Source organism: Empedobacter sp. UBA3475, assembly GCF_002378465.1.
GTDB classification, from domain to species: domain Bacteria; phylum Bacteroidota; class Bacteroidia; order Flavobacteriales; family Weeksellaceae; genus Empedobacter; species Empedobacter falsenii_B.
In genome coordinates this window covers 19611-41413 of the sequence record NZ_DFRA01000041.1, presented here as the reverse complement: position 1 = coordinate 41413, position 21803 = coordinate 19611, and the positions used below count along the sequence as shown (strand labels likewise).

At 31.0% G+C, this 21803-nt stretch carries 24 protein-coding genes, 3 tRNA genes and 1 pseudogene; 7 read left to right on the top strand and 21 right to left on the bottom strand.

All coding sequences use genetic code 11. The annotated features are described in order from the left end of the window. A partial coding sequence (locus tag B3I31_RS09615) for a hypothetical protein (RefSeq protein WP_291060349.1) occupies window positions 1–432 on the bottom strand: 432 nt, incomplete at its 3' end. A 114-nt stretch (window positions 433–546) separates the two neighbouring features. Between B3I31_RS09615 and B3I31_RS09610 the strand changes: the two genes are divergently transcribed. Then, window positions 547–921, top strand: coding sequence for a DUF962 domain-containing protein (locus B3I31_RS09610; protein WP_286495861.1), 375 nt, complete (start codon window positions 547–549; stop codon window positions 919–921). A gap of 100 nt (window positions 922–1021) precedes the next feature. Here B3I31_RS09610 and B3I31_RS09605 read toward each other — a convergent pair whose 3' ends face one another. From B3I31_RS09605 to B3I31_RS09585, 5 genes and pseudogenes are all read right to left on the bottom strand, one after another. Continuing rightward, complete coding sequence (locus B3I31_RS09605; protein WP_286495860.1) at window positions 1022–1660, bottom strand: SGNH/GDSL hydrolase family protein; 639 nt, start codon at window positions 1658–1660, stop codon at window positions 1022–1024. Continuing rightward, window positions 1661–2088, bottom strand: a pseudogene (locus B3I31_RS09600) (SGNH/GDSL hydrolase N-terminal domain-containing protein); the annotation flags it as partial. Window positions 2089–2176: 88 nt separating this feature from the next. Beyond that, window positions 2177–3604 (bottom strand): adenylosuccinate lyase, encoded by a 1428-nt coding sequence (gene purB / locus B3I31_RS09595; RefSeq protein WP_125349080.1) that lies wholly within the window; start codon window positions 3602–3604, stop codon window positions 2177–2179. Between the two features lie 21 nt (window positions 3605–3625). Beyond that, entirely contained in the window at window positions 3626–4480 is an 855-nt protein-coding gene (locus B3I31_RS09590; RefSeq protein ID WP_286495858.1) for a fructosamine kinase family protein, read from the bottom strand. A 56-nt stretch (window positions 4481–4536) separates the two neighbouring features. Further along, window positions 4537–5826, bottom strand: coding sequence for an adenylosuccinate synthase (locus B3I31_RS09585; protein ID WP_219034680.1), 1290 nt, complete (start codon window positions 5824–5826; stop codon window positions 4537–4539). Window positions 5827–6056: 230 nt separating this feature from the next. Between B3I31_RS09585 and B3I31_RS09580 the strand changes: the two genes are divergently transcribed. Both B3I31_RS09580 and B3I31_RS09575 read left to right on the top strand, forming a co-directional pair. Further along, on the top strand, window positions 6057–6746 hold the full coding sequence (locus tag B3I31_RS09580; protein ID WP_286495857.1) for a DsbA family oxidoreductase: 690 nt from the start codon (window positions 6057–6059) through the stop codon (window positions 6744–6746). 60 nt (window positions 6747–6806) lie between these two features. Next, a complete protein-coding gene (locus B3I31_RS09575; RefSeq protein ID WP_185144102.1) occupies window positions 6807–7160 on the top strand; it encodes a TonB-dependent receptor domain-containing protein in 354 nt (117 codons plus the stop codon). A 49-nt stretch (window positions 7161–7209) separates the two neighbouring features. Here B3I31_RS09575 and B3I31_RS09570 read toward each other — a convergent pair whose 3' ends face one another. From B3I31_RS09570 to B3I31_RS09545, 6 genes are all read right to left on the bottom strand, one after another. Then, entirely contained in the window at window positions 7210–7827 is a 618-nt protein-coding gene (locus B3I31_RS09570) for an N-acetylmuramoyl-L-alanine amidase (RefSeq protein WP_125349084.1), read from the bottom strand. Window positions 7828–7905: 78 nt separating this feature from the next. After that, window positions 7906–9234 carry a DUF58 domain-containing protein gene (locus B3I31_RS09565; protein ID WP_219034682.1) on the bottom strand — a complete coding sequence of 443 codons (1329 nt, stop codon included), beginning with the start codon at window positions 9232–9234 and terminating at the stop codon, window positions 7906–7908. After that, window positions 9234–10220, bottom strand: coding sequence for an AAA family ATPase (locus B3I31_RS09560; RefSeq protein ID WP_286495856.1), 987 nt, complete (start codon window positions 10218–10220; stop codon window positions 9234–9236). Before B3I31_RS09560 ends, B3I31_RS09565 begins: the two co-directional genes overlap by 1 nt. After that, window positions 10220–11464, bottom strand: coding sequence for a hypothetical protein (locus B3I31_RS09555; RefSeq protein WP_286495855.1), 1245 nt, complete (start codon window positions 11462–11464; stop codon window positions 10220–10222). The genes B3I31_RS09560 and B3I31_RS09555 overlap by 1 nt, the downstream gene beginning before the upstream one ends. Next, a complete protein-coding gene (locus tag B3I31_RS09550; protein WP_280036848.1) occupies window positions 11461–12123 on the bottom strand; it encodes a hypothetical protein in 663 nt (220 codons plus the stop codon). Before B3I31_RS09550 ends, B3I31_RS09555 begins: the two co-directional genes overlap by 4 nt. Further along, window positions 12110–13105 (bottom strand): stage II sporulation protein M, encoded by a 996-nt coding sequence (locus B3I31_RS09545; RefSeq protein ID WP_219034685.1) that lies wholly within the window; start codon window positions 13103–13105, stop codon window positions 12110–12112. Before B3I31_RS09545 ends, B3I31_RS09550 begins: the two co-directional genes overlap by 14 nt. A 29-nt stretch (window positions 13106–13134) precedes the next feature. Between B3I31_RS09545 and B3I31_RS09540 the strand changes: the two genes are divergently transcribed. Together B3I31_RS09540 and B3I31_RS09535 are read left to right on the top strand one after the other, a co-directional pair. Further along, window positions 13135–13857 (top strand): RDD family protein, encoded by a 723-nt coding sequence (locus B3I31_RS09540; protein WP_219034686.1) that lies wholly within the window; start codon window positions 13135–13137, stop codon window positions 13855–13857. Window positions 13858–13887: 30 nt separating this feature from the next. Then, window positions 13888–14259: a YchJ family protein gene (locus tag B3I31_RS09535; RefSeq protein ID WP_219034687.1), complete on the top strand. Its 372-nt coding sequence runs from the start codon at window positions 13888–13890 to the stop codon at window positions 14257–14259. 377 nt (window positions 14260–14636) lie between these two features. On the opposite strand, the gene B3I31_RS09530 is transcribed toward B3I31_RS09535, so the two are convergent. From B3I31_RS09530 to B3I31_RS09520, 3 genes are read right to left on the bottom strand one after another with little or no spacing between them, the layout of a single operon-like run. Continuing rightward, a complete protein-coding gene (locus B3I31_RS09530) occupies window positions 14637–15350 on the bottom strand; it encodes a nucleotidyltransferase family protein (protein ID WP_219034688.1) in 714 nt (237 codons plus the stop codon). 1 nt (window position 15351) lies between these two features. Then, entirely contained in the window at window positions 15352–15774 is a 423-nt protein-coding gene (locus B3I31_RS09525; RefSeq protein ID WP_219034689.1) for a RapZ C-terminal domain-containing protein, read from the bottom strand. Continuing rightward, complete coding sequence (locus tag B3I31_RS09520) at window positions 15767–16783, bottom strand: aminoglycoside phosphotransferase family protein (RefSeq protein ID WP_219034690.1); 1017 nt, start codon at window positions 16781–16783, stop codon at window positions 15767–15769. Before B3I31_RS09520 ends, B3I31_RS09525 begins: the two co-directional genes overlap by 8 nt. Before the next feature lie 105 nt (window positions 16784–16888). Between B3I31_RS09520 and B3I31_RS09515 the strand changes: the two genes are divergently transcribed. Then, window positions 16889–17353: a hypothetical protein gene (locus B3I31_RS09515; RefSeq protein WP_147279970.1), complete on the top strand. Its 465-nt coding sequence runs from the start codon at window positions 16889–16891 to the stop codon at window positions 17351–17353. A gap of 76 nt (window positions 17354–17429) precedes the next feature. Further along, window positions 17430–18065 (top strand): NAD(P)H-dependent oxidoreductase, encoded by a 636-nt coding sequence (locus tag B3I31_RS09510; RefSeq protein WP_114999737.1) that lies wholly within the window; start codon window positions 17430–17432, stop codon window positions 18063–18065. 48 nt (window positions 18066–18113) lie between these two features. Here B3I31_RS09510 and B3I31_RS09505 read toward each other — a convergent pair whose 3' ends face one another. The 6 genes from B3I31_RS09505 to B3I31_RS09480 form a co-directional block, all read right to left on the bottom strand. Beyond that, a complete protein-coding gene (locus B3I31_RS09505) occupies window positions 18114–19760 on the bottom strand; it encodes a dipeptidyl-peptidase 3 family protein (RefSeq protein ID WP_125349098.1) in 1647 nt (548 codons plus the stop codon). A 261-nt stretch (window positions 19761–20021) separates the two neighbouring features. Then, window positions 20022–20097, bottom strand: a tRNA-His gene (locus B3I31_RS09500). Between the two features lie 42 nt (window positions 20098–20139). Further along, window positions 20140–20215 (bottom strand) — tRNA-His (locus B3I31_RS09495). 41 nt (window positions 20216–20256) lie between these two features. Further along, a tRNA-His gene (locus B3I31_RS09490) sits at window positions 20257–20332 on the bottom strand. Window positions 20333–20450: 118 nt separating this feature from the next. After that, entirely contained in the window at window positions 20451–21152 is a 702-nt protein-coding gene (bshB1, locus tag B3I31_RS09485; RefSeq protein ID WP_125349099.1) for a bacillithiol biosynthesis deacetylase BshB1, read from the bottom strand. A 3-nt stretch (window positions 21153–21155) separates the two neighbouring features. Continuing rightward, complete coding sequence (locus B3I31_RS09480; RefSeq protein ID WP_181816287.1) at window positions 21156–21749, bottom strand: glutathione peroxidase; 594 nt, start codon at window positions 21747–21749, stop codon at window positions 21156–21158. Between the last annotated feature and the right edge of the window lie 54 nt (window positions 21750–21803).

Sequence of the window (21803 nt, the reverse complement as noted above, 5' to 3'; positions counted from 1 at the left end):
TTTTTTAGGGAAGATTACAGTAGCGATTGTAGTTATTCCGGTTAAAAAATAGTAGGTGGTTTTGTGCGTATTATAACTTAATAAAATTTTATTTTCTTTCTCTATTTGAACTATATCCAAGTTATTTTTATTAGAATTTGAAGGTGAAAAATATACTTTTACTTTGTCACCGTGACTAATATTATTATCAAGCTCTGAATAATTTTTAGTCATTTTGTATACTGCGAGATTTTGAGGATAATTAGAAAGTTTTAAAAAGAATATTTTAGAATTTTTGTTTGAATTTATAATACCTTTATTTGTTATTATACCTTCAACTTGCGAATATTTAGATAAATCTTTAGAAGCTTGATTATAAAAAATATAAGTTAGTAGGGTAAAGAGTGTGATACCAAATAGTATTGCAAATACATTTATAATTTTTGTAAACATTAATTGGATTTTGTAAGATATTTCAAGTTATATTCAAATTTACAACTATAATTTTGGTTTTAAAGTTTAATAATCAAACAAATTCAACCTATATTTAAGTTAAAATCATCCAATATGAGAAAAATAGAACAACTTTTTAGTGAATATGGAGAAAGTCATCAAAATGGAACAAACAAAACTATTCATTGGATTTGTGTTCCTTTAATCTTTTGGACGATTCTTGGTTTTATATCCTACATTCCAGCGCCGCATTTGTATGTTCAGAACTTTGGTTATATCAGTATAGCTTCAATCATTGCATTGGTTATTGTTTCAATATTTTATTTTAGATTATCGGTTGTCGTTGGTTTCATTATGATTTTTCTAATGTTGATTATGGAATATTTTATTTCGTTGTGCAATGTGCAATTCGGTACAAAATCTTGGTTAGTTTATTTGGTAGTATTTATTATCACGTGGATTTTACAATTCGTTGGACACAAAATATAAGGGAAGAAGCCAAGTTTTCTCAAAGATTTACAATTTTTGTTGGTTGGTCCTATTTGGTTGTTAGGTTTTATTTTGAGAAAAGTTGGTATAAAGTATTAATCTATTTCTTACTCAAAATTTCATTTACTTTTTTCTCAATGGCCTCTGATAATCTGCTAAAACCTAAATCATTTGGATGAATTCCGTCTGTAGAACCTTCGTTATCCGAACCAATTAAATTATCACCTTTCAATAAATACAAATCTTTTATGCCTTCTTTTATCAACGCATCGTATTGGGCTCGATAGGTTTGATTTTGTCTTGTCATATCTTCGTGAGCGATTAAATCAAATTTACTCATTGGTCGAATCAAGCTTTCTACCATCAAGATTGGTGTTTTTGGATGATATTTTCGGAGTAATTTGACGAACGGAATTGTTCTACTTTTGATCTCTTCGGGTGAACTATTTGGAACACAATCCAAGATAAACAAATCAACCCCTTGAATATCTTTGATCATTTCAGCCAATTCAATTTCAATTTTTGCACTTCCACTCAAATCAAGATTAATGAATTCATAGCCTGTTTTTCGTGTTAAAATAGAAGGATAATTCATTCCAGGACGACTTGCCGAAGCACCTTGCACAATGCTTGAACCATAAACCACGATTTTCTTTTTATACGCAATCGGTTGATTGATAAAATTAGCGGAAGCATCAATTCCTATTTTTAAATCTGTAATTTCGTTCCAAAGTGGCAAATAAAGTATGAATTCCTTTTCTGTCTTTGATAAATTCTTGACGATATCAATTCACTTTTGATATTTTGCTGATTTGGTAAAGCCGCACCTGCAAAAATCCACTTTCCGTTTTCTTTGATATACAAATCAAACCCACGCGCCATAATTCCAGTTGTATTCGCGCCCAAATAAGTAGAACGAGTTGTCCAATCCAGTTTTATTTGTGAAGTATTCGATTTGAATATAACATATAATCCAGCGGGAGCAGTAAATAAACCTTTTACTTTTTCAGGAAGATTTGCGTATTTGTTGGTATCGATTCTATGGTAAAAAGGTGTATTATCAAAGGCTTTTCCTTGTACAGTAAATTCTTTGTTCGTGATATATTTGATTTGTCCAACTACGTGAAAAGAACAAATAAGTGCAAAAAACAGAAAGAATTTTCTCATTGGTTATAATTGATTAAAGGTTAAAATTAAAAAAAGACTTCCAATTTGGAAGTCTTTTTTTTGTTTCATGTGTTTGTCTTAAGCGTGTTTACACTTTAAGGTCTGTATGAGCGCCTAAAAGTGTTTTATTTTCTTCGATAATTGGATCAACCAAATCTTTTAAGAATTCTTCTGTTTGTTCAGAAGCAAATCCTGTAAAGTTTTTCGGATCTAATAATTCGACTAATTTCTCTTTGTCAATTTTTACATTTTCATCGGCAATGATACGTTCAATTAAATCGTTAGATTTTCCTTCCATTTTCACTTGTTTTGCAGCTTCCATAGAATGTGTACGGATAATTTCGTGTAATTCTTGACGATCTCCACCATTTTTAACACCTTCCATAATGATATATTCGGTTGCCATAAATGGTAATTCTTCCGCGATATGCTTCTCGATGATTTTAGGATAAACGACTAAACCATCTAAAATATTGTTCCAAATGATTAAAATTGCATCAATCGCTAAAAATGCTTGAGGTACTGCTAAGCGTTTGTTAGCCGAATCGTCCAACGTTCTTTCGAACCATTGAGTTGAAGCAACCATTGCAGGAGAAGTTGCTAAGGACATCACGTATTTCGCTAAAGAGGCGATACGCTCTGAACGCATAGGATTGCGTTTGTATGCCATTGCAGAAGATCCAATTTGATTTTTTTCGAAAGGTTCTTCAATCTCTTTTAAATTTTGTAATAAACGCAAGTCGTTTGTAAATTTATGTGCAGATTGTGCAATGTTTGATAATAATTCTAATGCTTGAGCATCAATTTTACGATCGTAAGTTTGTCCTGAAACTGCAAAAACATTTTTGAATCCGAAACGTTCAGATAATTTTTTGTCTAATGTTTTTACTTTTTGGTAATCTCCATCAAATAATTCTTTGAAAGAAGCCGCTGTTCCAGTTGTTCCTTTTACACCGCGAAAACGTAACGTATCTATTCTGAATTCTAATTCTTCTAAATCTAATAAAACAGATTGTAACCAAAGTGTTGCACGTTTTCCAACGGTTGTTAATTGTGCTGGTTGGAAATGCGTAAATCCTAAAGTTGGTAAATCTTTGTATTGACGCGCAAATTTTGCTAAACCATCAATCACATTGATTAATTGTCCTTTTACATGTTGAAATCCATCACGAATCTGAATCAAATCTGTGTTATCGCCAACAAAAGCCGAAGTAGCGCCTAAATGAATAATTGCTTTTGCGCTTGGTGCAACATCTCCGTACGTATGCACGTGAGCCATTACATCGTGACGAAATTTCTTTTCGTAAGCCGCAGCAACATCATAATCAATATTAGTTGCATTATTTTTTAATTCTTGAATTTGTTCGTCTGTAATATCTAATCCAAGTTCCTTTTCAATTTCTGCCAAAGCAATCCAAAGCTGTCTCCATGTTGTAAATTTTTTCTCAGGAGAAAAGATATATAGCATTTCGTCGCTACAATATCTCGATTCTAAAGGATTTTGATACTTGTTCATTGTATTTGTTTGTTTTGTTTTTTAAAATTTTTTCAAAATGGTTTGCACATCTTTCACATAATAACCTTCGAAAAGGTAAGCGTGTATCAGCAATGGAAATAATTGTGCAATTGGTAAACGCTCTTCGAAATTTGGTGCTAAAGGATTATTTTCGTGATAGGCATCAAAAAATACATCATCAAATCCTCCAAAAAGCTTTGCAATAGCCAAATCCATTTCGCGATGACCATAATAAATTGCAGGATCTATAACCGAGAATTCGCCTTTTTTGTTGGCTAAAATATTTCCATTCCAAAAATCTCCATGCAATAAAGCAGGTTTTTCTTCTGGAAATATCGAATTCAATTGTTTACATAAACTCTCTGCAGATTTTATTTGTTTTGAATTGATTAATTGTTTGTTTTGCAATAGTTTCATCATTGGCATGATGCGATTTTTTGCATAAAATTCGCTCCAAGAATCTGTTAAACTATTCGGCTGAACGACAATTGCAATGTAATTATCTTCTGACCAACCAAATTGTTTACTTGTATTTTGATGAAGTTTTGCTAAATTTTTTCCTAAGTTTTCCCAATTTACAACAGTTGGAGTAGAGGTTTCCATCCATTCTAATAATAAATATTGAAAATCTTTTCCAGCTTCGCCAACATTTACCACTTTCGGAACCGAAAATGTTTTGGTCTTTTTGATGGCTTCTAAAGCACGTGCTTCTTTCTTGAAAAGATGAGGAAAGTTGTTTGCGGAATTTACCTTTAAAAAATATTTTTTATCAAACGATTCTAATCGAAAAGCATCGTTAATATCACCACCTTTCATCGGGACGATAGAATCTATACCTAAATTCAATTGTTTTAATCGTACTAAAATTTCGTTCATAAAAATATCTCATAAAGTTATAGCCCAACAAAAGTCAGGCTATACTATTTAATTTATTAAAATAAAGTTGTTCTAATAATGTTTTGAGAACGCTCTGGTCCAACCGAAACTAAATAAACTTCGATTCCTAAGTATTTCTCAATGTAGTGAATGTAATCTTGCGCTGTTTGCGGTAACTCATCAAAAGATTTTACGTTTGTAATATCTTCTTTCCATCCTGGTAATTCGTCGTATTGCGCTTCGTAATCAGCTAATTTAGTTGTAGAAGAAGTGAAATAATCAATGATTTTTCCGTCTTCTGTTTTGTAACCTGTACAAACTTTTACTGTATCAATATTCGACATTACATCTAATTTAGTAATTACTAAATGTGTAATTCCATTAATCATACAAGCGTGTTTCAATGCAACTAAATCTAACCAACCTGTGCGGCGTGGACGACCTGTCGACGCTCCGAATTCGTGACCAACTTGACGAATTTGTTCTCCTAATTCGTTGTCCAATTCTGTTGGGAAAGGACCGTTACCAACGCGTGTACAATATGCTTTCGAAACTCCAATCAAATTTTTCAATTTTGTAGGAGGAACTCCAGCACCAACACAAACTCCACCTGTTGTTGGAGAAGATGATGTAACGAATGGATATGTACCAAAATCGATGTCTAACATTAATGCTTGAGCACCTTCGAATAATACATTTTTACCTTCGTCAATTGCGTGGTTAATTTCTAACTCAGAATCTAAGATACGTTCTTTCAAACGCTCACCATAAGCTAAATATTTTTCGTAAATGTCTTCGAATTTTAATGGTTCTTTATTGAATAATTTTTCGAATAAAGCATTTTTAACCACTAAATTTTCTTTGATTTTTTCTGCTAAAACTTCAGGATTTAATAAATCAATTGCACGAATACCAACGCGCGCTACTTTATCCTCATAACAAGGACCAATTCCGCGTTTTGTTGTACCAATTTGACTATCTTTTCCTGCAAATTCTTCACGATATTCGTCTAACAAAATGTGATAAGGCATGATGATATGCGCTCTTCTCGAGATAAAAACGTGATCTGTAGATAAACCTTTTGCTTCTAATTGTTCAGTTTCTGCAAAAAAAGCTTCAGGATTTACTACGACACCATTCGCAATAATACATTTTCCTTTGCATTGTAAAACTCCAGAAGGTAATAAGTGTAAGACAAATTTATCATCGCCTACATATACCGTATGACCAGCGTTGTTACCACCTTGGTAGCGTACAACATAATCCGATTTTTCGGCTAATACATCTGTAATTTTTCCTTTTCCCTCGTCACCCCATTGAAGACCGACTACTACGTGTGTTGACATATTGTTTGTTCGTTATTTGATTTGGAATAAAAATGAAACTAATCATCTTTTCTTGGTTCACTGCAAAGGTAATTTAAACCTTGTCTTAAACAAATTTAAAACTCAATTTAGCACGATTATTTTTCAAGATTTTGTTAATAATTTTTCAAGATAAAATTAACCGAAAAATAACCGAATCCATTCAAATAAAAAGCGTATTTTTACAAACTTTTACACCAAAAATTTCTATAATGAAAATTGAAATCTGGTCGGATGTAATGTGTCCGTTCTGTTATATCGGAAAAAAACATTTTGAACAAGCTTTAACGCAAATTCCTTATCAAGATAAAATACAGGTTGAATGGAAAAGTTTTCAGTTAAATCCTGATTTATCAAAAACTGAAATTACTTCTGTCAATGATTATTTAATCAAAACAAAAGGAATTTCGGAAGAACAAGTTTCGGCAATGAATAATCAATTGGCTGAAATGGGAAAAGTTGTTGGAATTGATTTTCAACAACAAAATTCTAAAGTTGTCAATACGGGTGATGCTCACCGATTGATTCATTTTGCGCAAGCGAATGGAAAAGGTTCGGAAGCAGAAGAAAGACTTTTTAAAGCGTATTTTACAGAAGGTAAAAATGTAGCTGATTATGAAGTTTTGGCTGAATTGGGAGAAGAAATTGGTTTGAACAAAACCGAAGTTCTTGAAATGCTAAATTCTGATGCAAATGTTTTTGAAGTTGCTTCGGATATTTTAGATGCGCGTAATATTGGTGTTTCTGGCGTTCCGTTTTTCGTAATTGACCGTAAATATGCACTTTCTGGTGCTCAACCAGTCGAGTATTTCGTTTCTGCTTTGACACAAGCTTACGAAAAAGATCATTTGGACCAACCACAAAATGGTGCTTCTTGTGATGTAGACGGAAATTGTGATTAATACAATTTGCAAATAAATATAGAAAAGGACTTTAATTGAAGTCCTTTTTTTCGTTTTATATTGATTGATAATTTTCTAAAAATTGTACAATTTTTTCTGCTAATTGATTTTTATGAAAAGAGCTTTTCAAAGTTTTATATTCAATATCAGTCAACAGAAGATCATTCGTTCAATTTTAATTTTGGGCGAAGAATTCAACGACCAGCTTTTTGGGAATTAAATCCAAATAAATGGTATAGTAATCCTATTTCTTACACAGAAGGAAATCCTTTTATGCAACCAGCTTTTGTGTATAATTTCGAGTTAAGTTATGGATTCAAAGATTATTTACAAGCAAAAGTTTATTATCAAAATATACAAGATGATTTTGGTCAAATTGCCTTTCATCAAGAACAAGAATTGGATGGAAAATAGAGAAAAAACAAAAAATCTCAGAGCAAAATACTCTGAGATTTTTTTATGTCTAATTCTTCAATGCTTCAAAAATTTTATCTGCTATTTTAGGGTAATTACTTTCGTTTGTTAATATTTTTCGGTCATCGTCATTTGTCAAATAACCGATTTCAATCATAATAATTGGAACTTGTGAATCTCGTAATATTTTCGAATTTGTTTCAACAATTCCTAAGTTTTCAAAACCTAAAGAACTTATACTTGTTCCAATTTTTTCGCCAAGTATTTTACATTCTTCGAAAGTAGGATTCAATGGAGAAAGGTGAATTTCTGTTCCTTTTTTCGAATCTTTTACATTATAATTTGCGTGAATTGATAAAACCAAATCAGGTTTTATTTCATTAATCATTTTCGCACGACTTGTATTGATAATTTGTTCGTCACCTTTTCTCAATAATACAAAATCAATATCTGTAAAAGGATTTTTTTCTTGAATAATTTCTGCAATTTTCAGCGCAATATCTTTTTCCTGAAATTCATCTTTTTTTACGCCAGTATCTGTTCCTCCATGTCCAGCGTCCAAAAGGATTACGCGCTTTGTAGAAAGTGTTTTATTTTCGATAAAATTTGTTTGTGCAAAAAGACTTGTTGTTAAAATTAAACAAAAGATCTGTAATAGTTTTTTCATGGTTGTTCAGATTAAATTGACCAACTTTAAGCAATAATTGTGCTTATTTTTCTAAAAAAATGGTTAAAAAAACTTTTTTTAAAACAAACCTCGCGCTTTTATCTCTAAATATTTATTGATTAAGTTAATAGACAATTCTTGTGGTTCGCAGTAAATCGTTAAAATCCCGAATTGATGCAAACGATTTATGATTAATTCTTTGTCGTAATTAAACTTTTCGGCAATTGTTTGATCGTAAATATCAGTAGTAGTCTTTGCTTTCTGATGATTAAGTTTTTTCAATTCCGAATTTTTAAATAGAATCAAAACGACAACATGCGATTTTTTAATCAATTTCAGATATGGTAATTGACGTTCCAAACCATCAATTGTTTCAAAATTGGTATAAATAAATAAAAGCGATCGTTGCGTTAATTTTCGTTTGATATAGGCATACAATTGTCCAAAATCACTTTCCAAAAAATCAGTTTGTACATTGTATAATTTCTCCAAAATCAATTGCATTTGATGATTTTTTCTATCCGCAACAACGTGATCTTGAATTCTTTTATTAAATGTTATTAAACCTGCTTTTTCATTTTTTTGAAGTGAAATATTTGCGACAACTAAGCTAGAATTGATTGAATAATCCAACAATTTTAAACCATCAAAAGGCATTCGCATCGTTCTCCCTAAGTCAATTAACGAATAAACAGGCTGCGATTTTTCTTCCTGAAATTGATTGACCATCAGTCGATTTGCTTTTGCCGTTGCTTTCCAATTGATTAAACGATATTCGTCACCAATCGTATAATTTTTTATATTTTCAAATTCTGTATTTGTTCCAATTTTTCGAATCCTTTTCATTCCAAATTGATTCTGTAACTGAGCGGTAGAATATAATTGAAACTGTTTTAATTGCAAATAAGAAGGATAACAAGCAATCGAAATTGGTTCGTTTATTTTGATCTTTTTCTCAATCAATCCAAAAACAGAAATAAATACATTTGTTAATCCAAATTTATATGAACCTCGTTCTGTTGGTCGAATTTTGAAATCAAATTTAGTATTTTGACTACTTTTAAATCGTTTTCTAAACTGAAAATCTCTTAATTGTAATTGAACAGGAAACTCTTCTATAATCCTTACATTTAGAGGGAATTGATAATGATTTGTTACGAAAAGTTCCAATTCATTTTCATCACCATTTGAAAGTCGTTCTGGATAATTTCGAAGAACTTCAATGGAAGTTTTAGGAATATAAACCAAAAATATTTCGACAATAACACTGACGATAAAGACAAGTGTCAAAATCTTTGCAATAATGTAAATAGGAGATAGAAAAAATGCAATCACATAACAAAATGCAATGAATAATCCCGCATAAAAAAAGCGATTGGTAAGAAATAAGCTTCTGAAAAATTTCATTAACGAGGAATTTCTACGCGATCAATAATTTGCTGAATAATATGTTGTGTTGTAAAACCTTCCATCTCTTTTTCAGGAACCATCACAACGCGGTGTCCCAAAATTGTATGCGCAATTTGCTTGATATCTTCTGGAATCACAAAATCGCGTCCATTCACCGCTGCATTTGATTTTGCAGCATCTAAAATCGCGATAGAAGCACGTGGCGATGCACCCATATACAAGGTTTGATCGATTCTGGTTTGATGAACAATTGTCGCAATATACGTAATCAACGCTTCGTGTACGAAAACTGATTTTATGCGATCTTGGAACTCAATAATTTCATTTCCTGAAATTACTTTTTCTACCAACGTTTCTTTGTCAATATTTTTGCGTTCTTGTTGTTCTTTCAATAATTCAATTTCACTTTCTAACGAAGGATATTTGACATAAATCTTAAACATAAAACGATCCAATTGTGCTTCTGGTAAGCGATACGTTCCTTCTTGCTCGATTGGATTTTGAGTTGCAAAAACTAGAAAAGGAGCTTGTAAAGGATAAGTTGTTCCATCAACCGTCACTTGTTTTTCTGACATCGATTCGAATAAAGCCGCTTGAGTTTTTGCAGGCGAACGGTTAATCTCATCAATTAAAATAATATTCGAAAAAATTGGTCCTTTTTTGAACTCAAATTCATTGATTTTAGAATTTAAAATAGACGTTCCAATCACATCAGAAGGCATTAAATCTGGCGTAAACTGAATTCTACTAAAACCAGAATCTATCGTTTTTGCCAACAATTTTGCCATCATTGTTTTGGCAACTCCAGGCAAACCTTCTATCAGAGAATGTCCGTTAGAAAGCAAAGCCAAAATTAATTGATCGATAATATCATCTTGTCCGACAATTACCTTTTTCAATTCATTTTTTACAGTTTGCATTTTATGTTGTACATCCGAAAAATCGACTCTATTTTCGAATGGTTGATATGTATTTTCGCTCATTAGATATTTGCTTTTTGTTTATAGTTTTCGATGATTTGATACACAATTTTCAAATCGTGTTCATTTGGTTGATTTTTTTGATAAATATTTTTCAGAATCGTGAATTTTTCAAGACATTCTTCTTGGCTCAAATTTGCTTTTTGTGCAACAATTTCAATGAATTGTTTGTTTGTAATATCGTCTGTTTCGATTAAAAATGTTTTTCTCAATTTGTATAAAAAATAATCGATTTTCTTTGAAACAATGTCTTTTACTTCGCCATTTTCTTGGTATAAAGAGGAAATTGTCTTAGCAAATTCGACGGTATGATTTTCTTCTTTGGTATAAATTGGAATGATGCGTTGTTCGCGTTTGCTTCTAAAAATTAAAAAGAAGAAAAGTAAAACCAATAACGTAATCCAAGCAGCTTTTAGAGCTGGTTCGCTCATTATGAAACGCATCATTGATGAACTTCCTGCATAAGTTTTCGAGGTATTGTACCAAAAAATAGTTTTCCCTTTCAGTGGTTCTAAAACTGATTTAGCATAGAAATAACTGTCCTCATTTAACAAATAATAATTGGTAAAATAAAGCGGTTCTGCGTGATATAAATAATAACCTTTATAATTTTTTGGTTTGATTTTTAAATAATTTGGGTAAGCCTTATCTTTATAAGTAATTGTTCCAAAAATTTCAGAATCATTTGTGATATCGCTAAAATAGTGATGTTCGATTTCTTTTTTCTTCTTTATTTTGAACAATTTATTTGTTCTAAGTTCAAAATTATCATTAATATTTATTGTCTGATTGTACAAGATATTCTCTTCAGATTCCGTAGAATCAGTTGTTGGCGTATCTGTAGAATACGTTTCTTCGTTAATATCTTCTTTTCCATTTGTGTCATCACCAAAATTGTCATAATAATCTGCAATCATCACAATTCCACCATTTTCGGCAATTTTGCTCAATAAATTTTTAGAAACTGTATCAAAATAAATTTCAGAACCGAGCACAACAACTGCATAATCTTTTGCTTTTTTAGGATCAATTTTTAATTCAGAAAGTTTTTCCAAATCTTTCATTTTCCCATTAGATAACTTCCCAAGTTCTTCGTGCATAATAAATAATCCGTACGGATCTTTACTATTTTGATAAAGGCTTACATTCCATGATTTAGGAAGCTTATAACGAAGTTTTGAGAAAGAAAATATAAAAATTCCGATCAATAAAATAGCGCCTAATAGAATACCTAATTTCTTTTTCATGAGGCTAAATATTGGTTAAACTGATTGAAATTTGTCTTGAATTCGTGGTATTTATTTTCATCAATTTTAAATTCTCCAAACCAAACTTGATTGAAAATTTTAGTATTTTGATTGAATAAAATCTTTGATTTTTCGTCTTTTATTTGATTGATAAATTGTTGATTTGTTTTCTTCGGATCCCATTCAATCCAACCTTTTTTATCTAAATTTTGTAGATTTTGATAATGCAAATAACGAATTGCTAAAGCAAAATTTTGTTCTGTTTCTGCTTTATTGATTAATGAATTCAAATTAACTTCGGCTAAATTTTCTTCGATAAAATCAAAATCAGATTCGTCATATAATTTTTTCGAATTTCGTTTAAGAATTCCACCATTTTTGTAAATACGTGTGGCAAGAAAAATTAAGAATAATCCAATTACAAAATAGAAAATGATTTCCCAAGGTAAATAAGAGAGAAATCTAAAAATACCTTCGATTATTTTTGAGAAAAAGCCAGGTTCGAATTCTTTTTTAGGTTTTGGAACATCATTATAATCAAATTCTTTTCCAGCATATTTTTCTTTGAATGCTTTAAATTCTGCTGTTTTTTCTTGTGCAAAAACAACGAATTGAATTAATAATAATGTAAATGTAAAAAATAGTCTAAATTGTTTCATTCGATTCTAAAGTTTGATTGAACGAAAAAGTTTTTTGTCTATTTTTTTGAATCGGATAAATGATGTAATACCAAATAATTAAGATTAATGAAAGGATTATTACCAATAAACTCAATACAATATTAACATCATATAAACGCGTAATAAAACCTTCGATAAATCCAGCTATAATAAACATTGGAACAGTGCTTAATAAAATCATTACCGCTTCTTTTGCTTTGATTGTGAGTGATTTTTTTCGCGATAAAGTTTTTGGAAACATAAAGCCATTTCCAAGCATTAATCCGCAAGCTCCAGCAATAATAATCACCGAAATTTCGATTGTTCCATGCATCCAAATTGCTGACATTGCCTTTCCCAAAACGCCTTCTTTGAAAAACATATAATGAAATGCACCTAACATAATTCCGTTCGAAAATAGAATATATCCTGATCCAATACTGAAAAATAATCCTAATGTAAAAGCAAAAAAAGCAACACGAATATTGTTGATGGTTATAGCTAATGTAGAGCCAGTCTGACTTCCTGATTTGTAAATTGCTGCAGGATCACCTTTTTTGATGTTCATTAACGTTTCGTCTACATATTGATTTCCTAAAATTAATCGTGTAAAATCTGGATCGAAATGCGATGATAAAACGCCAATTAAAACCGCTAAGGCAAAAATTAAGAATGAATACAACAACATTTTGTGATTTTTGTAGACTACATTTGGCACATCTTCTTTGAAAAATTGCACAAATTGATTCCCAGAAGTTCGTTGATCTTTGTAAATTGACTGATGCGCAAATAAAGCTAACTCGTTCAAATAATCTTTTGTCTTACTTTTTGGGTAATAAGTTTGAGCAAACGCCAAATCATTTGTAATTTCGATGTAGTTTTTTGCTAAAATATCTGGATGAACATCAATTTTATTTTTCAAATTATGTTCAATATCAGACCATTTAGACTTATTTTTATCAATAAAATGCGCTTCTCTCATTGTAGAGTAGTTGTTAGTGAACCAAATATATGAATAAACTTTTAGTCAATACACCTCAAAACGTGCAAATTGCTTATAATATTGCACCACTTGGAAAACGTTTGCTTGCGTATATCATCGATATGATTATCCGAATCATATTAGTCTACGGTATGTATTATTTCTCTGAGTTTATTCCGAATAGAGACGAATGGTTTCGTATGGGAATTTATAGTATAATAGGTTTTATATTTTTACTTTATCCGTTGGTTCTCGAGATTTTAATGAAAGGGCAAACAATTGGAAAATGGATTATGAAAATTCGTGTAATACGAATGGACGGAAATCGTGCCAATAATTTTGATTATTTCTTGCGTTGGGTAATTGGAAGTGTCGAATTGTTTTTATTTACTGGACTTATCGCGTTGATAACGATGATTATAAATAAAAATGGTCAACGTTTAGGTGATATTGTTGCGAATACATGTTTGATTGATTTGAATCCGAAATTAGCTTTATCACAAACTATTTTCGCTGAAGTTTCTGAAACCTATAAAATTCGTTTTCCCGAAGTTTATCGCCTGTCTGATCGTGATATTAATATTGTAAAAGAAAATTTTACGTCTGCATTAAACAATAATAATTATGATATTTTATTAAAATTAACGCGAAAACTGGAGGAAATAATGGAGGTGAAAAGTGATGGTTTAGGAAATATTGATTTTATTCAAGTGGTGATTCAGGATCATTATCATTACCACAAAGACAAGTAAACAGTATCTTTGCAAAAAATAAAGAATAAAATGAATTGTCCTTGTTGTTCTGGAAAAGTATATGCAACTTGTTGCGAACCTTTTCATTTGAATATTGAATTGCCAAAAACTCCCGAAGAGTTGATGCGTTCTCGTTACGCTGCTTTTGCAATGGTTTTGCCTGAATATTTAGTTGATACAACACATTCTTCTACGCAAAAAGATAATGATTTTAGTGATATCGAAGATTGGGCAAAATCGAATAAATGGTTAAAGTTAGAAATTGTTTTTGCTAAAGATAATAAAGTTCGATTTAGAGCTTATTACCAAGACAAACAAGGTGAAATCTACGAACATGATGAACTTTCTAGGTTTGTGCAAGAGAATGGCAAATGGTTTTATGTAGATGGCGAGTTTTATTGATTTTTAAAAATAAATTCAGAAAATATTATTTCAAGCGAAGTCTAGAAATTAAAAAAAATGGATATTTTTTTTGAGCAATTACTTTTACAATTCCTTCAATTTATCCTGAATTTCTGTATCATAAATTTCTAAAAAACGTTCGTCATAAGGATAAGTATCTTTGAATCCTTTCTTAATCAAAACTAAGCTTTTATTGTAATTTATTTTTGCAGAATCTTTCCAACTTTATTTTTGAAAGAAAAGTAAAGTATTGAAGCGAGAATTATCACTACAACAATAGTTAAATAGATAAAATAATTAATGTATTTCATTCTATCTAAGATATGTAAACTTTTTGCATAAAAAAACTCAATCCATTGAATTGAGTTTTTTGTTTTCTATTTAAAATATTGTTCTGCTTCTAACACGCTTTCTGGTCGACCTACGTCGATTAAAATTCCGCCAGAATGATCAAAACCAATGATAGATTCAGTTTTCATCAAGTCCATATAAACTTTCATGATAGAAAATTTACCTTTCTCTGTAATTTTATCAAATAGAGTAGGAGAAATAACATGAATTCCACTAAAAGCTAAATCTTTGCAATTGTCTAAAGAATCTACAGCTTTTATTTCTTCTTCTGTTTTCAGATTTCGCCAACCTTTTAATTCATTTTGTTCATTGAAAAATAGTTTACGAGATGAATTTCGATCAGAAACTGCTAACGTTACTAACGCTTTGTTTTCTTGATGTGCTTTGATAAATTTAGCAAGATTTAGATCTGTTAAAATGTCCACATTCATCACCAAAAAATCTTCCTCGAAATTAGCTTTTGCTTTAACCAAACCACCACCAGTTTCAAGAACTTGATCTGTTTCATCTGAAATAGTAATTTCAATTCCGAAATAATTATTATCTTCTAAAAACTCAATGATTTGATCTGCAAAATGATGCACGTTAATCACGATTTCATTAATTCCGAAAGATTTCAAATATTCTATATTTCGTTGCAAAAGAGGTTTTCCATTTACAACTGCTAAAGCTTTGGGATGGTTGTCAGTAAATGGTTTTAAACGAGTCCCAAGACCCGCTGCAAAAATCATTGCTTTCATATTAATACGCCTCGTTTATCCAATTTTTTTCTTCTTGCACAATATGATGTAACGTAACTTGCGCTTCTGGAAATTTCTCTTGAATATGTTTTGCAGTCGCATCAGCAGAATAAACTGATCGATGTTGTCCGCCTGTGCAACCAAAATTAATTTCTAAATTCTCGAAACCTCGTTGCAAATAATCTTCGATCGAAATGTCAATAATTTGAAAAACACCTTCTAAAAAAACTGCAATTTTAGTTTCTGTTTTCAAGTATTTTTTAACCTCTTCGTCGCGCCCTGTTTGTGTTTTATATGCCTGAATTCGACCTGGATTTAGAATTCCACGACAATCAAAAACGAAACCACCACCATTTCCAGTTGGATCGGTTGGAATTCCTTTTTTATACGAAAAACTACGAACGTTGATGTTTAATTTAGCCATTTATTTTATGATTTATGCGTTCTAACGTTTCTGGAAGAACAAGGATTTTTATAATATGTTTTAATTCTGGATAATTTTGTAATATAGGATAATCGATTATTGATTCTAAGTTTTTAAGCCCAAATGAAATACTTTCTAAAAAGTGTTTTTTACGTTCAATAATTCCTCTCAAACCATAGGTTCCTAAAACTTGTAAAAGTCGAGCAACTACACAATATTCGTACGATTGACGAAAATCTATTGGAACTAAAGTTGGAATTTGTTTGGTTAATTCTTGGTAATAAAATTCGTATAATTCTTTTTTAAATTCAAATGGTAAATTGGCTTTTGCTTGCCAAATTAACGAAACCAAATCATAGACAACAGGTCCATATAAACCGCCTTGATAATCGATAAAATAAGGTTCGTTTTGATGAATCATAATGTTGCGCGTTTGGAAATCTCTGAACACAAAACCTTGTGGCGAAAGTTTATCAAATTGAGACGCAAAACGATCAAAATCTTTGATTAATTTTCCTGCATTGTAATCAATTCCTAAGACATCTAAAAAGTAAAAATTAAACTGAAATAAATCTCTTAAAATTAATGTTTTATCTAATTTTGGATACGAAAAAGTATGATTAAAATCGATTTTAGTTGCACCTTGAATTTGAGCAATTGCTAATTTTTCTAATGTCTTAAAATAATAAGGTTTTGCTTTTTCGAAATCATTCAAGACAATATTCATCAGTGTTTCGTCTCCTAAATCTGTTTGAACATAGGTTGCAAAATCTTCTGAAACTGAAACAATTTCTGGAATATTATTGATGACTTTTTTTAAATCTAAAGAGAACTGAATAAATACTTTATTTTCTTCAATATTAGAGCTTTCAGCCAAAATATACGACTGATTTTGATCAAAAAATCTCGAATATACTCGAGCTGAACCTCCTCCTGAAAGTTGAGTTAAACTTTCAATTGCTTTTTGAGTAAAGTTTTCTTGCAAAAATTGAGCTGTAGTATCGTTCATCAGAATATTTTGCGAAAGTTACGCATATCAAAAATGATTTAAAAATATTTGTTTGCTGTAACTTTTTTCAAAATGCTGCATCTATTTAGTAAAAGAGAAACTAATATGAAAAAAATAGCACTTATTATCGCAATGATTTCGTTACAATCATGTATTACAGTAAAAGTTAATGCAGATGTTGATTCGAATAATTTTTATAGAAAAGTGGATAATCCAAATATCAAATCGCAAGGAACTTTTTTTGACAAAGGAGTGGGGGATTCGAAATGGTCGAATTCGAATGGTGATAATTGGACAAAAGCGAAGTTTGAAGATGCTTCTGGAACGAGTTATATCAAGCTAAATGTTTCGAAAAGTTTAACTGCTAATTTTCATTCGAATATTAAATTAGAAGGCGAAATGATTTTTGAAATTGTAGATCAAAATAATGAAGTAGTGTTTAATCGTCAACTTACAAATTCGAAAGAAGAAAATTTTACAGTTGATTTAGCAAAAGGTGATTATCAAGTTCGTTGGAATTCTACGAATGCAACTGGAAGTTATTTTTTGGAATGGAAACAAGATAAATAACATAAATTTTAGCATATTTTTTGGTCGATCGATTACTTTTTTGATGTATTTTTAGAAAGATTTTAAATAAGTAATTATGTCTTTAATAGATGATTTGAAATGGCGTTACGCTACAAAAAAATATGATCCGTCTTTAATTGTTGAAGAAGAAGACGTTAAAAAAATTGTTGAAGCAGCTCGTTTAGCACCAACTTCATCAGGTTTGCAACAGTTCAGAATTTTAGTTATTAAAAATAAAGAATTGCAACAAAAAATTGTTCCAATTGCCTATGATCAGCAAGCGATTGTAGATTGTTCGCATTTATTGGTTTTTGTAGCTTGGGATCGTTATACAGAAGATCGTATTGATGCAATTTACGATTATACAACGGATGAGAGAGATTTGCCAAGAGGTCGTTTTGGTTCGTATACAGATAAATTGAAAGGAATTTATTTGCCTCAAACTTCTGAAGAAAATTTTGCACATACAGCTCGTCAAGCATACATTGGATTAGGTTTTGCTCTTGCTCAAGCAGCAGAATTGAAAATTGATAGTACGCCAATGGAAGGTTTTGATAATGCTGAATTGGATGATTTGCTTGATTTGAAAGAAAAAGGAATGCGAAGCGTTTTAATGCTTCCTTTGGGATACAGAGACAGTGAAGATTGGCTAGCGCCAATGAAAAAAGTTAGAAATCCGATGAAGGATTTTGCTACGAAATTATATGAATAACAAAAAAGCTTTCTCAATTTTGAGAAAGCTTTTTTATTGAATCTATTTTTACAATCCCAACATTTTTGGACCTTGTTCAAAAACAACATCAACTGGAATGTTTTTTGTTTTCAAGACATCTAAATCTTTTTGTAAATCGTCGTGAATAATTCCTTTATCAGCATATAATTTTTTTACACCATCATAATCTCCATTTCCTTGAAGTGTCAAAATTAATTCTGATAAACCATTCATTGCTTTTTCCATTTTAGCTACATTTACTCTGTAACGTCCATTTGTAGTTTTTTCGAAAGCTCCATTTTCAGCAAAATAGTTAAACGCAATCATGTTTGCTTGTCCGTGTGCAGAACTTGCTCCAAAACGAACTGAACGTAAGATTCCAGCCAAGAAAGTCACAAAATAATCTTCTTGTGTTCCTGTCAATTCACCTTTTTTCAACAATTGATTCACCATATACAAACCAAGAATATCAGCTTTTCCTTCTTCTAAAGCTGAATTAGCTTCTTTTAAAGCATCGCGGACAGAACCTTTTTCATTTACTGTATTTTTGATTCCTAAACCATGCGCCACTTCGTGAAACATCACATTAGAAAAGAATGCATCAAATTTGATGTTTTTCTGTTGGCTTTCATCAATCAAAGCAGTTGCAATTGGGGCAAGAATTTTATCAAATTTCGCTTTCATAGCATTTTTTAATTGCAAACGGCGCGTTCCTTTTTCTAGTTGAACTTTTTCATCATTTGGTAAATTAATCGCAATTGTTTTTCCAGCAGCGTTACAATCTCCCGCATAATACACCACATCATACGCATTAAGATCCGAATCAGTTCCAGGAATTTCTTTTTTGTAATTTGCAGAAACAGGTAAATTCTTCTGTAATTCTGGTAAATATTGAACGAATTTTGCCAATTTTTTCGACCATTCAATATCTTTTACTAAAATATATGCAGAATATGAAGTTTTATATCCAAACAATTGATCTTCGTAATTTTCAATCGGACCAACCACCATATCAATATTTGCATTTTTCATATCCATCCAAGCCAAATCACTTGCATAAAAATCATCGCTTATCAAAGCTGCAGCACGTAATTTTAAATATTTTTTAAGCCCAGCATCTTCTGCTAATTCTGATGCTTTTGTTAAATATTCAGCGGCTTTTGATAATTGATTTTTGAAATTTTCGTGGTATGGAATCGAATATAATTTTCCTTCACGATTACGACGAATAATTGAGTAAGGAGATTTACCATCTTTGATATTTGCTTGTTCAAATTCCTCTTTCGTCATATCAATTGGATAGAAAGTTGCACCAGCAGGTTTTGCTCCAATACCGTTTATAAAAGGCGTTTCGTTATTCAATCTATCCCAAGGACCGTAGTTTATTTTTGCATATTCTTTGGCTTCACCTTTCGTTTCGTCCATCAAATCTATTTTAGCACCATAAGCTTGTTGCCAAAATAAATCGTCCATAATATCTGCCGTTTTGAACATCAAACGTAAAATCTCTTTTTCGTTTTTTGTTAAATGCGAAATATCTGTTGTTAATGGAACTTGAGCATAATATTGAAAAGCGTAATCTTTTGTCATTTCTATTGAGGTTTGAGTTGATTCTGCTGCTGTTTTTTGAGTTGAACAAGAGCTTAAAACTCCAGCAAAAGCAATCATTCCTAAGAATATTGATGATTTTTTCATTTTGAATGTTTTGGTAAATTTACAACGAAGAATCAAACTAAAAATCATTCTTATTTTTTTTATCCATAAAAATATAATTTAAAATAACCAAGAATCCTGACTCCTAATCCAAAAATTAAAAAGCTTTAGAATGCAATTGTAAGAAGTTAGAGATAGAGCTTTTTTCTTATTCAGATTATCACAAATTTTTGCATTGCTCCCAAGTTTTGATATTAATTCAATTAAAAAATCTCAACTTCTATTGAAATTGAGATTTAATATGGGTGAATGATGGGTCTCGAACCCACGACCTCCGGAACCACAATCCGGCGCTCTAACCAACTGAGCTACAATCACCATTTGGTTTGAATTTTTTTTGAAACTAATTCTAAAGTTTTTAGGGTGAATGATGGGTCTCGAACCCACGACCTCCGGAACCACAATCCGGCGCTCTAACCAACTGAGCTACAATCACCATTTGGTTTGAATTTCTTTTGAAACTAATTCTAAAGTTTTAGGGTGAATGATGGGTCTCGAACCCACGACCTCCGGAACCACAATCCGGCGCTCTAACCAACTGAGCTACAATCACCATTTTTATTGCGAAATTAACTTTTATTTAATCTCTCAATTGGACTGCAAATATAGCCTATTAATCGGTACTTGCAAATAATTTTGACAAAAAAATAAAGGTTTTTTACACCTTTATTTCTAAATTAAAGAATCTAAATTATTTACGCCAATATAACTTCGCGAAATAAATCCTTCTCCACCTTCAGTTCCGATTAATCTTCCTAAATCATATGCACGATATCGGATAGAATCTGTAAAATTCTTCGATGAAATTGGTGTTTGAGGTTCGCTCGAATTTGGATCAAAAAATTGCGTTTTATACGCCATGCAAGCTTCCACTTTTGTATCAACAAAACCAGAAATATCAATTACAAAATGAGGTTCTAAAGGCAACCATTGAATGTAGTGGAAGTGCTTTTTTGGACGCCAAGCTGGTAATCCATTATCAATTTTTGGTAAACCCGATAAGAAAATAGCAGTATTCACTAAATCTGAACCTTTTCCATGATCTGGATGGCGATCGTGAGGTGCATTACTCAAAATAATATCAGGTTGATATTTGCGAATGATTTCGACAATTTTCAATTGATTTTCTTTATCATTCAAGAAAAAACCATCAGGAATTCCAAGATTTTCTCTTACAGCAACTCCCAAAATGTTTTTGGCATCATTTGCTTCTACACGGCGCGTTTCATCAGTACCACGAGTTCCCAATTCTCCTTTTGTTAAATCGAGAATACCAACTGTTTTACCGTTTTTAATTTCTTTTGCAAGTGTTCCTCCACATCCCAATTCTACGTCATCAGGATGAGCTCCAATTGCAAGAATATCTAACTTCATTTACTATTTATTTAACCAATCTATTATTTCTTTTGAATCTGGAGTTACTTTTGATGGATAAGAAGCCTCTAAAGTTCCGTCTTCGTTAATCAAAAATTTCGTAAAATTCCATTTTACATCATTATCAGATTTTCCGTTCAATGATTTTTTTGTTAAGAATTTGAAAATTTCATTTTGATTTTTTCCAATTACATCACTTTTTGACATCAAAGGAAAAGTTACGCCATAATTTAATTTACAAAAACTTGCAATTTCTTCATTGTTGTCAAATTCCTGACCTCCAAAATTGTCTGAAGGAAATCCAACAATAACTAAACCTTGATCTTTATATTCTTGATACAATTTTTCTAAAGCATCATATTGAGGTGTGTAACCACATTTTGAAGCTGTGTTAAGAATTAAGATTTTCTTTCCTTTCAAATCCGCGAAATTAAAATCGTCATCATTGATATCTTTGAATGTATAATCGTAAATTTTGTTCACTTTTTGAGGTGTTTTTGTTGTTTGATGAATGGTTTGCTTTTTAGAAACTTTCTTAGTTTCTTGCGCATTACAAGCTATAAATAGCCCTAAAAATCCGATGAATAAATATTTCATTGCGTACTATTTTAAACAAATTTAAAAAAAATGTTATGATTTGTAAGTTAAAGT

Bases quoted from the DNA above. Each gene is read 5' to 3' on its own strand.
- B3I31_RS09610 (WP_286495861.1), top strand. From the start codon at position 547: ATGAGAAAAATAGAACAACTTTTTAGTGAATATGGAGAAAGTCATCAA.
- purB (WP_125349080.1), bottom strand. From the start codon at position 3,604: ATGAACAAGTATCAAAATCCTTTAGAATCGAGATATTGTAGCGACGAA.
- B3I31_RS09590 (WP_286495858.1), bottom strand. From the start codon at position 4,480: ATGAACGAAATTTTAGTACGATTAAAACAATTGAATTTAGGTATAGAT.
- B3I31_RS09585 (WP_219034680.1), bottom strand. From the start codon at position 5,826: ATGTCAACACACGTAGTAGTCGGTCTTCAATGGGGTGACGAGGGAAAA.
- B3I31_RS09580 (WP_286495857.1), top strand. From the start codon at position 6,057: ATGAAAATTGAAATCTGGTCGGATGTAATGTGTCCGTTCTGTTATATC.
- B3I31_RS09570 (WP_125349084.1), bottom strand. From the start codon at position 7,827: ATGAAAAAACTATTACAGATCTTTTGTTTAATTTTAACAACAAGTCTT.
- B3I31_RS09565 (WP_219034682.1), bottom strand. From the start codon at position 9,234: ATGAAATTTTTCAGAAGCTTATTTCTTACCAATCGCTTTTTTTATGCG.
- B3I31_RS09560 (WP_286495856.1), bottom strand. From the start codon at position 10,220: ATGAGCGAAAATACATATCAACCATTCGAAAATAGAGTCGATTTTTCG.
- B3I31_RS09555 (WP_286495855.1), bottom strand. From the start codon at position 11,464: ATGAAAAAGAAATTAGGTATTCTATTAGGCGCTATTTTATTGATCGGA.
- B3I31_RS09550 (WP_280036848.1), bottom strand. From the start codon at position 12,123: ATGAAACAATTTAGACTATTTTTTACATTTACATTATTATTAATTCAA.
- B3I31_RS09545 (WP_219034685.1), bottom strand. From the start codon at position 13,105: ATGAGAGAAGCGCATTTTATTGATAAAAATAAGTCTAAATGGTCTGAT.
- B3I31_RS09540 (WP_219034686.1), top strand. From the start codon at position 13,135: ATGAATAAACTTTTAGTCAATACACCTCAAAACGTGCAAATTGCTTAT.
- B3I31_RS09535 (WP_219034687.1), top strand. From the start codon at position 13,888: ATGAATTGTCCTTGTTGTTCTGGAAAAGTATATGCAACTTGTTGCGAA.
- B3I31_RS09530 (WP_219034688.1), bottom strand. From the start codon at position 15,350: ATGAAAGCAATGATTTTTGCAGCGGGTCTTGGGACTCGTTTAAAACCA.
- B3I31_RS09525 (WP_219034689.1), bottom strand. From the start codon at position 15,774: ATGGCTAAATTAAACATCAACGTTCGTAGTTTTTCGTATAAAAAAGGA.
- B3I31_RS09520 (WP_219034690.1), bottom strand. From the start codon at position 16,783: ATGAACGATACTACAGCTCAATTTTTGCAAGAAAACTTTACTCAAAAA.
- B3I31_RS09515 (WP_147279970.1), top strand. From the start codon at position 16,889: ATGAAAAAAATAGCACTTATTATCGCAATGATTTCGTTACAATCATGT.
- B3I31_RS09510 (WP_114999737.1), top strand. From the start codon at position 17,430: ATGTCTTTAATAGATGATTTGAAATGGCGTTACGCTACAAAAAAATAT.
- B3I31_RS09505 (WP_125349098.1), bottom strand. From the start codon at position 19,760: ATGAAAAAATCATCAATATTCTTAGGAATGATTGCTTTTGCTGGAGTT.
- bshB1 (WP_125349099.1), bottom strand. From the start codon at position 21,152: ATGAAGTTAGATATTCTTGCAATTGGAGCTCATCCTGATGACGTAGAA.
- B3I31_RS09480 (WP_181816287.1), bottom strand. From the start codon at position 21,749: ATGAAATATTTATTCATCGGATTTTTAGGGCTATTTATAGCTTGTAAT.